The organism is Streptomyces sp. NPDC004051, from assembly GCF_053604275.1.
The window spans coordinates 112465-127449 of sequence record NZ_JBSGHG010000018.1; the positions used below are offsets into that span (position 1 = coordinate 112465).

Sequence of the window (14985 nt, forward strand, 5' to 3'; positions counted from 1 at the left end):
CCGCCATAACTCCGGAATCGGGAAAATCCGACTCAGGAGGTGAAGGCCATGTCCCGCACCGTCACCGTGGGTCTCGACGGCTCGCTCGAGAGCCGTGCCGCCGTCGAGGAGGCCTGCCGTCGCGGGGTGCCCCTGGAGGCCCTACGGGCCCGGCGGTGCCCGGCGCACGAGACCACCGCCCCTCCTCCCGCAGATTTCGTCCGGGGGCACCCCCTGTCGGCCGTTGAGTCCACCCGCACACACGAGGAGCGGGCGGCCGAGGAGCTTCGGACAGCACGGGACGACGTTCCCGGCGGACGTCGAGGTGCGGCGGCGCACCGTCGAAGGGCACCCCGCCGAGCCCTCCTGAACGCTTCGCACCAGGCCGACCTGCTGGTCGTCGGCGCCCGACGCCGGGACGGGCACGGCGGGCTCCAGCTCGGGCGGGTCGCCCACGGCCTTCTGCACCACTCCGCCTGCCCGGTCGCTGTGGTGCCGCACCGGGAGGGCGACGCCTGAGGCGGCAGGCCGCCCCGGAGCGGGCCGCCCGTCTGCCGTCTTCGTGCGGCATTCGGTCGTGTTGCAGCACGTACACAGCGCGCCGGGGATCTCCGGCGCAGCCTTGGGCCGACCGGCCCTTGTACAGCCCCCGGACAGCCCATGGGACCTCGACCCGATCCGTCGGATGCTCGAGGTGACATGAGGTTCGGAGGAGTCCCGCGATGACACAGCACGACGTGACCGACCAACCCCCCGTCCACGCCCTGCTCGCGGACGGCACCACCGTGTGCATCCGTCCCCTGAGGCCCGGTGACCACGATCGGATCGAGGGGTTGTACGAGGAGATGTCCCCGGAGAACCTGCGCCGGAGGTTCTTCGCCCCGAGCCGCCGAGCGGCCCGTCCGGCCGCCGATCGGGCCTGCGCCCCGGCCCGCCCGGGCTACCGTGCGCTGCTCGCCGAGACGCAGGGCCGGGTGATCGGTCTCGCCGAGTACGACGCCGGGGACGAGAAGGACACCGCCGAGGTGTCCATCGCCGTCGCCGACGGACTGCACCAGCGCGGAGTGGGCACCCTGCTCGTCGAGCACCTTGTCTCCGAGGCCCGCGCGGACGGCATCACGGCCTTCACGGCCGACGCGCTCAGCGAGAACCGCGAGGTGCTGAAGCTGTTCGCCGACCTCGGGCTGCGCACGGACCGCCACTTCGAGGGGCCGGAGGTGCGCTGCACCATCGCCCTCGACGCGAGCGACACCTACCTGACGGCCGTCGAGGAACGCGGCCGCACCGCCGACATCGCCAGTCTGAAGCCGTTGCTGCGGCCGAAGACGGTCGCCGTGGTCGGAGCCGGGCGCAGGGCTGGCTCGGTGGGCCGGGCGATCCTGCACCAGCTGCACGCCGGTGAATACACCGGGCGGCTGTTCGCGGTGAATCCCGCCGCGCACTCCGTCCTCGGCGTGCCGTCCCACCCCTCGGTCGGCGCCCTGCCCGGAACTCCCGATCTGGCGGTGCTCGCCGTGCCCGCCGCCATGGTCCCCGAGACTGCCGAGGAGTGCGGCAGGGCGGGCGTACGGGCTCTCCTCGTCGTCACCTCCGGCCTCCACGCCGACCAGGCACACGCTCTGCTGGCCGCCTGCCGCTCGCACGGCATGCGACTCGTCGGCCCCAACTGCCTCGGCATCGCCAACACCGACCCGGACTTCCGTCTCGACGCCACCTTCGCCGCCTGCCATCCCGAGCCCGGTAGCGCGGGTGTCGCCGTGCAGTCCGGCGGTGTCGGCATCGCTCTGCTCGACGGCCTGTCCCGGCTCGGCATCGGCGTGTCGACCTTCGTGTCCCTCGGCGACAAGTACGACGTCAGCGGCAACGACATGCTCCAGTGGTGGGAGAGCGACGGCCGCACCGACCTCGCCCTGCTGCACCTCGAGTCCTTCGGCAACCCGCGGGCGTTCTCCCGCACCGCCCGGCGCGTGACCCGCCGTATGCCGGTGCTGACCGTGGACGCCGGCCGCACCGTGGCGGGCCGCAGGGCGGCGGCCTCGCACACCGCGGCCGCCGCCACCCGCACCATGACGCGCGGTGCGCTGTTCACGCAGGCCGGCGTCACCGCCACCCGCTCGGTCGGCGAACTCCTCGAGACCGCTGCGCTGCTGCACGCGCAGCCGCTGCCCGCGGGCAGCCGGGTGGCGATCGTCACCAACGCGGGCGGGGCCGGAGTCCTCGCGGCCGACGCGTGCGCCGAGGCCGGGCTCGCCCTGCCGGCGCCGACTCCGGAGCTGATCGCCGACCTGCTGGCCGTACTGCCGGACGGGGCGGCGGTGAACAACCCGATCGACGCCACGGCCGCCGTCAGGGAGGAGCAACTCGCCGACTGTGTGGACCGGATCATGCGGTACGGCGGCATCGACGCCGTCTTCGTCGCACTGGTCCCCACGGCAATCGCGGCGGCGACCGGCGACGACCTGGTCCGGGCCCTCACGAACGCCCCGGGCCGGAGGGCCAAGCCGATGGTCGTGGTACGGCTCGAACAACCCCTGCCCGTCGAACTGCTGTCCGCCGCTGACGGCGCCATCCCGTCATACGCCGAACCGCAGGCCGCCGCACGGGCGCTGGCCCACGCCGTGCACCGCGCGGCCTGGCTGGCGAGGCCCGCCGGGACATTCCCGGACCTGGACGGCCTGGAAACGGAGCGGGCCCGTACGGTCGTAGCGGACCACCTCGCCGCCCACCCCGACGGCGGCTGGCTGGACCCGCGCACCTGCGCCGACCTGCTGGGCTGCTACGGCATCCCCCAGATCCCGTGGGCCTGGGCCGCAACCGAGGACGACGCCGTCCTGGCCGCCGACCGGCTGCGCGGTGCCGACGGCCGGGTGGTCATGAAGGCCCACTGGCCCGGGCTGGTGCACAAGAGCGAGCAGCACGCCGTCCACCTCGACCTGCGAGGCGATTCGCAGATCCGGTCCGCCTTCCGGGACCTCAAGACCCGCTTCGCCGGGCTGATGACCGGTGTCGTGCTGCAGCCGCTCGCCGCTCGCGGCACCGAGCTGTTCGCCGGCGTCGTCCAGGACCAGGTCTTCGGTCCCCTCGTCCTGTTCGGGCTCGGCGGCACGGCAACCGAGGTGCTCGCCGACCACGCCGCCCGCCTCGCTCCGCTCACGGACCACGACGTACACGACTTGATGACCTCCCCGCGCTGCGCCCCGCTCCTGTTCGGCGCGCGCGGCGACGGACCCGTCGACCTCGGCCGGCTGGAGCAGCTGCTGCTGCGGCTGTCCCGCATGGCAGCGGACCTGCCGCAGCTCGCCGAGGCCGACTTCAACCCGGTTCTGGCGACACCGGACGGTGTCACCGTGCTGGACGCGCGGATCCGGCTGGTGCCGTGCAGGCCACAGGACCCCTATCTGCGCCGACTCCGGTGAGGAGGGAACAGACATGATGCACAACAAGGTCGGCTCCGTCATGACCACGGATGTCGTCCATGCCGATTACGGCACCCCGTTCAAGGAGGTCGCGAGGTTGCTCGCGGACCACCGGATCAGCGGACTGCCGGTGATCGACGAGGACGACAAGGTCATCGGCGTCATCTCCGAAACCGACCTGGTGGCGCGCCAGGCGGCCACGCCCGGCCGTTACGAACGGCGCCTCGCCAGGCTGACGCGCGGTGTCCGGCGTCAGGCCGCGAAAGCGCACGCCCGCACCGCCGGCCAGCTGATGACGCGGCCGCCGGTCACCTCGCACGCCGACGACACCATCGCCGAGGCCGCCCGCACCATGACCCAGCGCCAGGTGGAACGGTTGCCGGTGCTCGACGAGGCGGACCGGCTGGTGGGCATCGTCACCCGCCGCGATCTGCTCCAGGTCTTTCTGCGCCCGGACGCGGAGATCCGCACCGAGGTGATCGAGGACGTACTGGTGGACACCCTGGGGCTGCCGCCCCGCGCCGTCGACGTGTTCGTGGTCGAGGGCGTCGTGACGCTCACCGGTCACGTGGAACGCAAGAGCGAGAAGGCCATGGCCCTGTTGATGACCGCGCGGATCGACGGTGTGGTCGGGGTCGTCGACGAGCTCACGTACCGACTGGACGACGCGCGTCTGCGCACCGGAGAGCCGCAGGCGCGGCGCGGCACGGCCGGCGACCGGCCGCGCCGGCCGTGAGAGGAAGAGGAGGTGCGACGCCATGACCGGCACCGTGTTGGTCACCTACGGAACCACGAACGGGTCGACGGCAGGCATCGCCGAAGCCGTCGCCGACGTCCTGCGGAAGGGCGGGTTGACGGTCGAGATCCTGCCCGCCCGGTCCGTCGCGAGTGTGGCGTCGTACGACGCCGTGGTGGTCGGTGGTGGACTGTACGCCGGACGCTGGCACAAGGACGCCCGTCGGTTCGTCCGCCGATACCGCCGCGACCTGGCAAAGCGCCCGGTGTGGCTGTTCAGCAGCGGCCCGCTGGACGCCACGGCCTCGCAACGGGACATCCCGCCCGTGCCCGGTGTGCAGAAGGCCGTCGTCGAACTCGACGCCAGGGGACACGTCACCTTCGGCGGTTGTCTCGAGGAGAGCGCGAAGGGATGGATCGCCCGGATGATCCTCCGCGACGGAAAGGGCGGGGACTTCCGCGACTTCACGGCGATCGAGACATGGGCGGCACATGTCGCCGACGCCCTGACCCACGGATGAGAACCGGTCCCTGTGCCCGCGACCGCTCGCTGCGCTGTCCATGGCCCGAGTGCGGGAAAAGCCGGGCTTGCGGTGAACGACGCGCCGTCGATCGAGCCGCCACCGTGCGAGGACTCCGGCACACCGTGGGGACGCCCTGATTCCGGAACCTGAGTGTCGGCGGCGGTCGCCGCTCCCTCGATCCACAACACCCAGCCATGGTCCGGGTTCCTCTCATGAGTCCCATCCGACCCTCTGCCGCATCTCGGGGGACCTCATTCGGCGCGCAGGGTCTGGTCAGGTTCGGCCTGTACGTGCTCGGCGCCGTCTCCGCGATGTCGGCCGCCCGGACGTTCAAGAAGCCCGGCGACCGCTGCGGCCAGACCATGCCGTCCCTCATGGAACTGCCGCCCCACCGCCTGCCCGCCCCGCGCGGTACCGGTGACGCTGTGGTCCTCCGCACGCGCCTTCGACCTGGGCCGCACGATCGCCCCCGTCTCCGACCCGCTGGGCTCCGACCGGTGCATCACCGTCGGCGTACTGTCGGCGCAGGCCGCCCGGAGACCTTCGTCACCACCCTCGGACAGGTCGCCGCCGCCGAGGACCCTGAACAGCCGACGCAGGCGCTGAGGGCCGTGACCCACCCCGGCGGCCCCCACGCCGGAGAGCCGGTGTTCACGGCGCCCACCATCGCGGCTCTGCTGGGCTACTTCGTGTACGCGCTGCAGTGCGGGCCACGGTGGTGCTCCTGCGCCGGGAGACCGGAACCTGGAGACGGCCGACGATCGCCTTCGCCTGTCTGACGGTCCTGGCCTGGCTGATGGCCTACCCGGCCCGAACGGCCACCACCCTGGTGAGCCGGTGAGCCGTCGACCTCCAGCATGATCGGCCCGGCGGCATCCGGCTGCTCCCGCGCCACCAGCACGGAGCACGGTCCGTGTGTGCCGCCGGGTGCACCGCCGTCGACCCCGCGAGCAGCCCCACAAAGCCCCCATGCCCGCGATCCGACGAACACCGGCTCCGCCGCACGCGACTGTGCCTCCAGGACCGTCAACGGCTCGCCCGCCACCGGGCCTCACGAGCCGCCATCTCCACCGCGGCGAGACTCGGAGCCGAGCCGTCCACTCCCACCACCAGGCCGCCGCTCACCCGAGCCTCCCTTGCTCACTGCCTGCCTTTCACCAAGCCCCACCCGGGCGGTGCGCTGCCGCCGGAGGACCGAGCGGCCGAGCGTGGTGCATCGGCATCCTGACACCCTCGGCGTGAACGGCGTCCGCCCGAAGTCCGGATTGTGGCGCTCTGGAACTGCCGCCACGATGAAGACATGGCTGTCCTTCGCCCCGCCGGCCGGTTCGACGCCTTCCGCGCACTCTCCGAGCGGCGTGGAAGAGCCGGTGAGCGGCTGGTCGAGCGTCTGGCCCGCACCGGAGAAGGCTCGGCGGACGGCCCCGAGAGCTGGGCCCCGGCGGTCGCCGCCGGCCTCGGCCTGCCTGCCGCCGCCGCACTCGGGCCGGCCGCCTACTACGCGGACCTGGTCGCACCGCACGGCCGCCGTCACGTCCGGGTCTGCTCGGCGACGGCGTGCTTCGCGGCGCAGTCGGGGCGGCATGTCACCCAGGTCGAGCAGGAACTGGGTGTCACCGTGGGCGCCGTCTCACCGGACGGAGGGACATCGCTGCAGACCGTCCGCTGTCTGGGGTACTGCTACGCCGGCCCCGCCGCACTGGACGGGGCCACGCCCTGCACGGGACCTGCGCTCGCCGCCCGACTGGCAGGGCGCGAGCCACGGTCCGCTCCGCGGATCCCGGCGGCCGACGACACCGGCGACCCCGTGCTGCTGGCAGGGGTGGTCGCCGGTGCGCCGGCGTGGCAGGTGTGGCCGGGGATCGTGACGGCCGGCAGCCCCGGCCGGGTCCACGGGGAGGTGGCCGCCTCCGGGCTGCGCGGACGCGGGGGAGCGGGCTTCCGGGTGGCGGCGAAATGGGAGGCGGCAGGCCGGGCACCCGGCACCGTGGTGGTGGCCAACGGGGACGAGGGGGATCCGGGGTCGTACGCCGACCGGTTGCTGATGGAAGCCGACCCGCGGCGGGTGCTGGAGGGCTTGGCGCTGGCCTGCTTCGCCTGCGGCGCCCGCCGGGGCCTGGTACTGGTCCGCTCGGAGTATCCGCGCGCGCTGGCACGGATGCGGGAAGCGGTAGGGGAGGCCTATGCCGACGGCCACTTCGGCCCTTCCGTGCACGGCACGGACACGGCCCTGGACGTCGAGGTGGTGCAGGGCGCCGGATCGTACGTCGCCGGTGAGGAGACCGCGCTGATCGCGAGTCTGGAAGGGGACCGGGGCTGCGCCCGGCCGCGTCCGCCGTACCCGACCGCGCGCGGGCTCTGGGGCGCGCCGACCGTGGTGAACAACGTGGAGACCCTCGCAGCCGTCCCCTGGATCGTGGCCCGGGGCGGCGACGCGTACGCCCGGCGCGGGACGCCGGAGGAGACCGGGACGAAACTGGTCTGCCTCTCGGAGCGGTTCGCCCGGCCGGGGGCGTACGAGGTCGAGCTGGGCACCTCGCTGCTGCGGATCGTCACCGAACTGGGCGGCGGTATGAAGGACGGCAGCGAGCCGACCGCCCTCCAGGTCGGCGGACCACTGGGCGGATTCCTCGCCCCGGACGCGCTGGACGTGCCGCTCACCACGGCCGACCTGGCCGCCCGCGGTGCCGCACTGGGCCATGCCGGACTGGTCGCCTTCGACCAGCACGTGGCGCCGCAGGACGTGCTGCGGCACGTGTGGGAGTTCGCGGCGGCGGAGAGCTGCGGCGCCTGCTCCCCCTGCCGGGTGGGCTCGCGCCGCGGTCTGGAGCTGGCCGGGACCGGCACTCCGCCCGGTGCCGAGTGGGGACGGCTCGCGCATGTACTGGCCGAGGCGAGCCTGTGCGCGTTCGGGCGGCGCATCCCGCCCGCCGTGCACAGCCTCGCCCGCGTCCACGGCGACCGACTGGCGGGGTGGGAGCCATGACCGGAACCGAGATCCAGGTCGACGGCACGAGCGTTGCCGTGCCCGAGGGAGCATCCCTGCTCGCGGCCGTGCGGGCGGCCGGGAGCGACCTGCCCGCCCTGTGCTCCGACGACCGGCTCAGCCCGGCCGGCTCCTGCCGCACCTGTCTCGTACGCGCCGCCGGGCAGACCGTGGCGGCCTGTGTGACCCCGGCCGCCCCCGGTGTCCACGTCGAGACCGCGACCGACGACCTCCGGCAGCTGCGCCGGGAGGCGGTGGAGGTCATCGCCTCCGCACTGCCGCCCCGCGCCCTCGCCGACGGCAACCCCGGTGAACTGGCCGAGGTCTGCCGGTCGATGGGCATCGGCCCCGACACCGCACAGGGTGCCGGAGGCCGGGGCGGGGACGACTCCCACCCCTACGTCCAGCTGGACCGGGACCTGTGCATCGCCTGCGGCCGGTGCGTCCGCATGTGCGCCGAGGTGCAGGGCACCTTCGCCCTGACCCTGGTCGGCCGGGGCGCCGACACCGTGGTCGCGCCCGGCACCGGCGGGCCCTGGGCCGAGTCGGACTGCGTCGCCTGCGGCGGCTGCGTGGACACCTGCCCCACCGGCGCGCTCACCGAACCCGGCCCGGCGCGCGGACTCACCTCCGCCCACCGGCCGCCGGCGACCCGTACGACGTGCGGCTACTGCGGTGTCGGCTGCGCCCTGGACGTCGTCACCGCCGACGGCGAGGTCACGGCCGTACTGCCCGCCCGTGACGGCCCGGTCAACCAGGGCCACGCCTGCGTCAAGGGCCGCTTCGCCCACGGGTATCTCACCTCCCCCGAACGGCTCACCCGGCCCCTGCTGCGACGTGACGGCCGTCTGGAGCCCGTCAGCTGGGACGAGGCGCTCGGGCATGTCGCCCGAGGGCTGCGCGCGGCCGTCGCCGCCTGTGGCCCGGACGCCGTTGCGGCGATCTCCTCGGCCCGTGCCACCAACGAGGAGAACTACCTCGTCCAGAAGTTCATGCGGGCCGTCATCGGCACGAACAACGTGGACAACTGCTCCCGTCTGTGCCACTCCCCGTCCGCTGCCGGTCTGACCGCCTCTTTCGGCCTGTCCGGCGGCACCGACAGTTTCGACGACGTCGAGCGGTCCGACTGCCTGCTCGTGGTGGGGGCCAACCCCGTCGAGGCCCACCCGGTGGTCGGGGCACGGCTGCTGCGGCGCGTGCTGCACGGGGCCGAGCTGGTGGTCGCCGACCCGCGCGCCGTGGGCCTCGCCGCGCACGCCGATGTGCATCTGAGGCCCCGCCCGGGCACCAACGTGGCGCTCTTCCACGGGCTCGCCCACGTCCTGCTCGCAGAAGGCCTGACCGACGAGGCGTTCCTGCGGGAGCGGGCCACCGGCCTGCCGGAGCTCGCCGAGCTGCTGGCCGACTATCCGCCGGACCGGGTCGAGGACATCACCGGTGTGCCCGCCGCCGACCTGATCGCCGCCGCCCGGCTCTACGGCGGGGCCCGAAGTCCCGCAATCGTCTACGGCCTGGGGGTGACCGAGCACCTGCACGGCACGGACGGGGTGCGGACGCTGGCCAACCTGGCGATCCTGCGCGGTGCCGTGGGCACCGACAGAGGGCACGGAGTCAATCCCCTGCGCGGCCAGAACAACGTGCAGGGCGCCTCCGACATGGGCGCGCTGCCCGACCTCCTGCCCGGCTACGGCAAAGTGACCGACCCGGCGGTGCGGGCCCGGGCCGAGACGGTGTGGGGCGGCCCGGTACCCGAGCGGCCCGGCCTGCGCATCCCGGACATGTTCGCCGCCGCGCGGGCGGGACGGCTGCGGGCACTGTGGGTCATCGGAGAGGACGTGTGCGCCACCGACCCGGACGCGAACAAGGTGGCCGAGGCCCTTCGGGCGTGCCCGCTCGTGGTGTGCAGCGAACTGTTCCTGTCCGGGACCGCACGCCGTGCCGACGTGGTGCTGCCCGTCGCGTCCTGGCTGGAGAAGGACGGCACCTTCGTCAACTTCGACCGCCGGTTCCAGCGGGTCCGCCCCGCCGTGCCCCCGCCGGGAGAAGCCCGCAGCGACTTCGACGTCGTGCACGCCGTCGCGTCGGTGATGGGCGCCGACCTCGGCTGCCCGACGCCGGCCGCCGCCCTGGCCGAATGCGGTCGCATCGCGCCCCTCTTCGCGGGCCTGTCCCACGACCGGCTGGACCGGGAAGGCGCTGTGCCGTGGCCCTGCCGGGACCCCGGCCGGCCCGGTGAGGCGAAGCTCCACCGGGACCGGTTCGCCACCGCCGACGGCCGTGCCCACCTGGCCGCGGCTCCCTACCTCCCGCCGGGCGAACACCCCGACGACGACTACCCGCTCATCCTCGTCACCGGACGGCGCTGGGCGCACTACAACTCCGGCAGCATGACCCGGCGCGGCGCCCACCTCGCCCTCGACCCCGTCGACCTCCTCGACCTCCACCCCGGCGACGCCCACCGCTACGCCGTGCGCGACGGCGAACCGGTCACGGTGGAAAGCCGGCACGGCAGGGCCCGCCTCATCGCCCGCGTCGGCGAGCAGACCGCGCCCGGCCAGGCCTTCTGTTCCTTCCACTTCCCGGCGAGCGGGGTCAACCGCCTCACCTCCGGCCACGCCGACACCGTCACGTCCTGCCCCGAGTACAAGGTCACGGCGGTCCGCGTGGTCGCCTCGTGACGGAGAGGGAGGACGGCCGCTCCGAGTCGGGTACCCGGGCTCCCGTGCACACACCCGCAGGCAGGGGCGGCGAACCGCCGGTCCCCGGCACCCTGGACGGCCCTGTGGTCCAGATGCTGCCGACCGGGGAGGTCTTCACGGCGCTGGGCACCTCGCCGCGTGGACTGACCTCGGCGGGCGCGACGGCGCTGCAAGCCCGCCTGGGCCCCAACGAACTTCCCTCCGCGCACCGCAGACGGGTGTGGCGACAACTGGCCGGCCAGTTCACCGACTTGTTCGCCCTCGTCCTGCTCGTCGCGTCCGCGATCACCTTCCTGGCCTACGGGCTGCAGGACCCACGGGACGCCGGCACGCTGCAACTCGCCGTGGCGATCCTGTGCGTGGTGGTGCTGAACGCCGCCATCGGCTTCGCCCAGGAGTACTCCGCCGAGCGGACGGCCGAGTCGCTGCAGGCGATGGTCAGACACACCTGCCGGGTGCTGCGCGACGGGGAGAGGCAGGAGGTGCCCTCGCGGGAGGTGGTGCCCGGGGACGTGGTCGTCCTGGATGCCGGGGACGCGGTGCCCGCGGACTGCCGTCTGGTGGAGGCGCACGAGGTCTCCGTGAACAACGCGGCGCTGACGGGGGAGAGCGACGCGGTCGGCCGCACGGCCCACCCCGCGGCCGCCGGCCCGGTCCTCCGGGCCCGCAACTGTGTGTTCATGGGCACCGACGTGGTGGCCGGTTCCGCGAAGGCCGTGGTGTTCGCCACCGGTACGGCCACCGAGTTCGGCAAGATCTTCCGGCTGACGGCCGCGGCACCCCGGCAGCGGACCCCGCTGCAGCGCCAGGTCGCCCTGATGGCCCGCAGGGTCGCGGGGACGGCCCTGGCGATCGGTGCGCTGTTGCTCCTGGTCCGTCTTCCGACCGGGCAGCCGTTCGTCGAGAGCTTCGTCTTCGCCCTCGGCGTCATGGTCGCGCTCGTCCCCGAGGGCCTGCCCGCGACCATGTCGGTGTCCCTGGCGATCGGCGTACGGCGCATGGCCCGCCGGCACGCCCTGGTCAAGCGGCTGCTGGCGGTGGAGGCACTGGGGTCCACCACGGTGGTGTGCACGGACAAGACGGGGACCCTCACCCGGGCCGAGATGACCGTCGTACGGGTGTGGGCCGGCGGGACGGAACACGCCGCGACCGGTGTGGGCTACGCGCCCGACGGCGAGATCACTGACCCGGAACCGGTGCGCGGGCTGCTGCGGGCGGCGGCCCTGTGCTGCAACGCCCGGTTGGTTCCGCCGTCGGACGGGGCTGGCTGGCGGGTGCTGGGCGACACCACCGAGGGGGCGCTGCTCGTCGCCGCGGCGAAGGCCGGGCTCGACCTGGCCGCCGAAGAGGCCGCGGCGCCGCGCGTCGCGGAGTATCCCTTCGACTCGGGCCGCAAGCTCATGAGCACCGTGCACAAGGACACCGACGGCGGTGGTTACCGCGTGTACGCCAAGGGCGCACCGCAGGAACTCCTCGACCGTTGCACCGTCGCCGACGGGGTGGGGGAGCGCCGCCCGTTGACCGACGCGCTGCGGGCCGAGGTCATCGCCGCGAACGACGCGCTGGCCTCCCAGGGACTGCGCGTACTGGCAGTGGCTTGGCGGCCGGTGCCCGACCCCCGACCGGGCCGGGCGACGGCCGAGTCGGAGCTGACGCTGCTGGGGCTCGTCGGGATGCTGGACCCGCCGAGGCCCGAGGTCAGCGACGCGGTCGCCGCCTGCCGACGGGCCCGCATCCGGATCGTGATGGTCACCGGGGACCACCCGCTGACCGCCGAGGCCGTCGCCCGAAGGGTCGGCATCGTCACCGGACCCGCCCCCACCGTGGTGACCGGAGCCGAGTTCGAGGCGCTGGACGACGACGACCTGGACGCGTTGCTCGACCGGCCGGTGGAGCTGCTGCTGTGCCGGGTCAGCCCCGAGGACAAGATGCGGGTCGTGGCCGGCCTGCACCGGCGGGGCGAGGTCGTCGCGGTCACCGGCGACGGCGCCAACGACGCCCCGGCCCTCAAGCACGCCGACATCGGCGTGGCAATGGGCTCCTCCGGCACCGATGTCGCCAGGGAAGCCGCGGTGATGGTGCTCCTCGACGACTCGTTCGCCTCCATCGCCGCAGCGGTGCGGCTGGGCCGATCGGTCTACCAGAACATCCGCAAGTTCCTCGTCTACCTCTTCAGCCACAACATCGCCGAACTCGTCCCGATCCTCGCGGCGACCTTCGCCGGCTTCCCGCTGGTGCCCATCAGCGCTGTGCAGATCCTCGCCATCGACCTCGGCTCCGACGTCCTGCCGGCCCTGGCCCTGGGCGCCGAGCCGCCGGAACCCGACGTCATGGACCGCCCACCACGGTCACGGAAGGAACAGCTGTTCTCCAGGGCCGTCATGGGCCGCATCCTGTTCCTGGGCGGCATTCAGGCGATCGGTGTGACCGCCGTCTTCTTCTGGCACATCCATGCCTCGGGGATTCCGTATTCCGAGTTCACCGAGGACAACACCGCCTACCGGGAGGGGATCACGATGGTCCAGGCCGGAATCGTGGTCAGCCAGTTCTTCAACGCCCTCGCGGTGCGCACCGAACGGCAGAGCCTTTTTCGTATCGGTGCCCTGTCCAACCCCTGGCTGCTGGCCGCCGGCTGCTTCGGCATCACCGTCATGGCGGGCATCAGCTACCTTCCCCCGCTCCAGGCCCTGTTCAACACCGCCCCGCTGGACCTCGGCGACTGGGCCGTCCTCGCCGGTCTCGGCGCGCTGCTCCTGGTCGCCGAAGAGCTCAGGAAGGCGTGGATGCGTCACCGCCGGCGCACGGACCCGAAAGGAGGGTGGCGATGAGAGTGATCATCGTCGGCTGCGGACGGGCTGGTTCCCTGCTCGCCGCCCAACTCGCCACCGAGGGCCATGACGTACGGATCGTGGACCGTGCGGCCAGGACCCGCAGGCTGCTGCCCGCCGGTTTCCCGGGCCGGTTCCACGAAGGCAACGGATACAGCCGTACGGTCCTCGAGGCCGCCGGAATCGAGCACGCGGACGCGTTCGTCGCCGTCACCTCGGGCGACAACAGCAACATCGTCAGCGCGCGGACGGCCAAGGAGACCTACCGGGTGCCGATCGTCCTCGCCCATGTCTACGCCCCTCGCAGCGCCGACATCTGCCGCGAACTGGGTATCCCCACCATCGCCAGTGTCCGCTGGACGGTGCACCGGATCCACCAGATGCTGCTGCACCGCCACCTCACCCCCGATCTCGCCTTCGGCAATGGGGAGACACTGTTGATCCGCTCACAACTGCCCGGCTACCTCACCGGGCGGCGCCTGACCGAGCTCGATACCGACGGCGAGATCCGCGTCATCGAGGTGACCAGGGCGGGCCGCTCACTCGTCCCCGCGCACAACACCCCGGCCGAGCCGGGAGACCTGGTCACCTTCGCCGTCGCCGCCACCTCGCTCGGTCGGCTGCGCGGCTTCCTGGACAAGGAGCTGGGTACGTGAAGGCTCTCATCGCCGGCGCCGGACGCCTGGGCACACAGATCGCGCAGGTCCTCGCCGCCGCTCGCAACGACGTCGTCCTCGTCGACATCGACGACGACCGCATCGCCGAGCTCGAAGGTCGGCTACCTGTGCGTCTCCTGGCCGGGGACGCCTGCGAACCCGCCTTTCTCGAGCATGCCGGGGCCCTCACCGCCGACCTCGTCATCGCCACCACGGGCAACGACGAGGACAACCTCGTCATCAGCTTCCTCGCCAAGCGGCGGTTCGCCGTGCCGCGCGTCGCCGCCCGCGTCAACGACGCGGAGAACAGCTGGCTCTTCGACCAGAACTGGGGAGTGGACACCGCGGTCCCCGCCGCCACGCCCCTGATCTCCCTCATCGAGGAGGCGACCGGGGCCACCGACACCGTCGCGCTGTTGCGGCTGAGCAAGGCGGGTGTCGACGTCATCGAAACCGCCATCACCGCGCAGTCCCGTGCTGCGGGCCGCGTACTCGCCGAAATCTCCCTCCCCGAGGGCACGGTCGTCGCGACCGTCGTCCGGGAGGGACGGCCCACGGTTCCCGCGCCCGGGATGCGGTTGCGACCCGGCGACGAACTTCTCGTCGTCTCCCACGCTGCCACAGAGCAGGAGATCCACGCGGCCTTTCAGTAGACGGAGACTCGCCGGTCAGGGCTGGACGTCGAGTACGTCCGGCACCGGGCGTCGCGGGGTGCTGGGGCCCTTGGGGCCGTATCCCAGGCGGAGCACGATTGTGCGCTGTGCATGGACGGGGCGGCGTCGTGCGCGAGAGCCGCCACCCGCTCGTCCGGCAGGGTCTGCTGGTTCACAGGAGGGCCTCCTGCTCACTGCTCGGCCGGGGTGATGCGGCGTCCGGTCAGGCGGGTGGGCCGGATGGACACCCACGTCTCGCGTCCGCCCCCGGCCCACGGCGCGGTGTGGGCGCGTTCGGTCAGCCGCCGCACCTCGTCGGGCCCGGTGACCAGCCGGGCGGGGCCGACGGCGAGCACGCTCCAGCCCTGGCTCATGGCGTCGTCCACGTGGTCGACCTCGAAGGCGACCTCCGACCCCACGGCCGCCGCGGGCACGGAGTCGGGAGCGGTGCGGAAAGCGATCGCGTCGTCGACGACCTCGTAGTTCACCGGGACCACCGCCGGCCCCTC

The 14985-nt window shown here is 73.1% G+C and carries 11 protein-coding genes and 1 pseudogene; 10 read left to right on the plus strand and 2 right to left on the minus strand.

All coding sequences use genetic code 11. The features are described from left to right. Positions 1 to 48: 48 nt before the first annotated feature. From ACWEQO_RS20150 to ACWEQO_RS20170, 5 genes are all read left to right on the plus strand, one after another. Positions 49 to 498 carry a universal stress protein gene (locus ACWEQO_RS20150; protein WP_452984682.1) on the plus strand — a complete coding sequence of 150 codons (450 nt, stop codon included), beginning with the start codon at positions 49 to 51 and terminating at the stop codon, positions 496 to 498. 203 nt (positions 499 to 701) lie between these two features. Further along, positions 702 to 3395 carry a bifunctional acetate--CoA ligase family protein/GNAT family N-acetyltransferase gene (locus tag ACWEQO_RS20155; RefSeq protein ID WP_452984683.1) on the plus strand — a complete coding sequence of 898 codons (2694 nt, stop codon included), beginning with the start codon at positions 702 to 704 and terminating at the stop codon, positions 3393 to 3395. Positions 3396 to 3408: 13 nt separating this feature from the next. Continuing rightward, complete coding sequence (locus ACWEQO_RS20160; RefSeq protein WP_361461344.1) at positions 3409 to 4131, plus strand: CBS domain-containing protein; 723 nt, start codon at positions 3409 to 3411, stop codon at positions 4129 to 4131. A gap of 22 nt (positions 4132 to 4153) precedes the next feature. Then, positions 4154 to 4651 (plus strand): flavodoxin domain-containing protein, encoded by a 498-nt coding sequence (locus tag ACWEQO_RS20165; RefSeq protein ID WP_452984684.1) that lies wholly within the window; start codon positions 4154 to 4156, stop codon positions 4649 to 4651. Positions 4652 to 4866: 215 nt separating this feature from the next. Next, positions 4867 to 5433 carry a hypothetical protein gene (locus tag ACWEQO_RS20170; protein ID WP_452984685.1) on the plus strand — a complete coding sequence of 189 codons (567 nt, stop codon included), beginning with the start codon at positions 4867 to 4869 and terminating at the stop codon, positions 5431 to 5433. Positions 5434 to 5486: 53 nt separating this feature from the next. Here ACWEQO_RS20170 and ACWEQO_RS20175 read toward each other — a convergent pair. After that, positions 5487 to 5699 (minus strand): annotated as a pseudogene (locus tag ACWEQO_RS20175) (universal stress protein); the annotation flags it as partial. A 255-nt stretch (positions 5700 to 5954) separates the two neighbouring features. Here ACWEQO_RS20175 and ACWEQO_RS20180 point away from each other — a divergent pair. Genes ACWEQO_RS20180 through ACWEQO_RS20200 form a run of 5 tightly spaced genes read left to right on the plus strand, consistent with a single transcriptional unit; the run spans position 5955 to position 14476 of the window. Next, complete coding sequence (locus ACWEQO_RS20180) at positions 5955 to 7640, plus strand: NAD(P)H-dependent oxidoreductase subunit E (protein ID WP_452984686.1); 1686 nt, start codon at positions 5955 to 5957, stop codon at positions 7638 to 7640. Next, a complete protein-coding gene (gene fdhF / locus ACWEQO_RS20185; protein WP_452984687.1) occupies positions 7637 to 10318 on the plus strand; it encodes a formate dehydrogenase subunit alpha in 2682 nt (893 codons plus the stop codon). The genes ACWEQO_RS20180 and fdhF overlap by 4 nt, the downstream gene beginning before the upstream one ends. Positions 10319 to 10362: 44 nt before the next feature. Then, positions 10363 to 13167, plus strand: a complete 2805-nt coding sequence (locus ACWEQO_RS20190) for a cation-translocating P-type ATPase (RefSeq protein WP_452984688.1) — start codon at positions 10363 to 10365, stop codon at positions 13165 to 13167. Further along, entirely contained in the window at positions 13164 to 13823 is a 660-nt protein-coding gene (locus tag ACWEQO_RS20195) for a potassium channel family protein (RefSeq protein WP_361461330.1), read from the plus strand. The genes ACWEQO_RS20190 and ACWEQO_RS20195 overlap by 4 nt, the downstream gene beginning before the upstream one ends. Further along, positions 13820 to 14476: a potassium channel family protein gene (locus ACWEQO_RS20200; protein WP_361461327.1), complete on the plus strand. Its 657-nt coding sequence runs from the start codon at positions 13820 to 13822 to the stop codon at positions 14474 to 14476. Before ACWEQO_RS20195 ends, ACWEQO_RS20200 begins: the two co-directional genes overlap by 4 nt. Before the next feature lie 191 nt (positions 14477 to 14667). Here ACWEQO_RS20200 and ACWEQO_RS20205 read toward each other — a convergent pair. Further along, a partial coding sequence (locus ACWEQO_RS20205) for a pyridoxamine 5'-phosphate oxidase family protein (protein ID WP_452984689.1) occupies positions 14668 to 14985 on the minus strand: 318 nt, incomplete at its 5' end.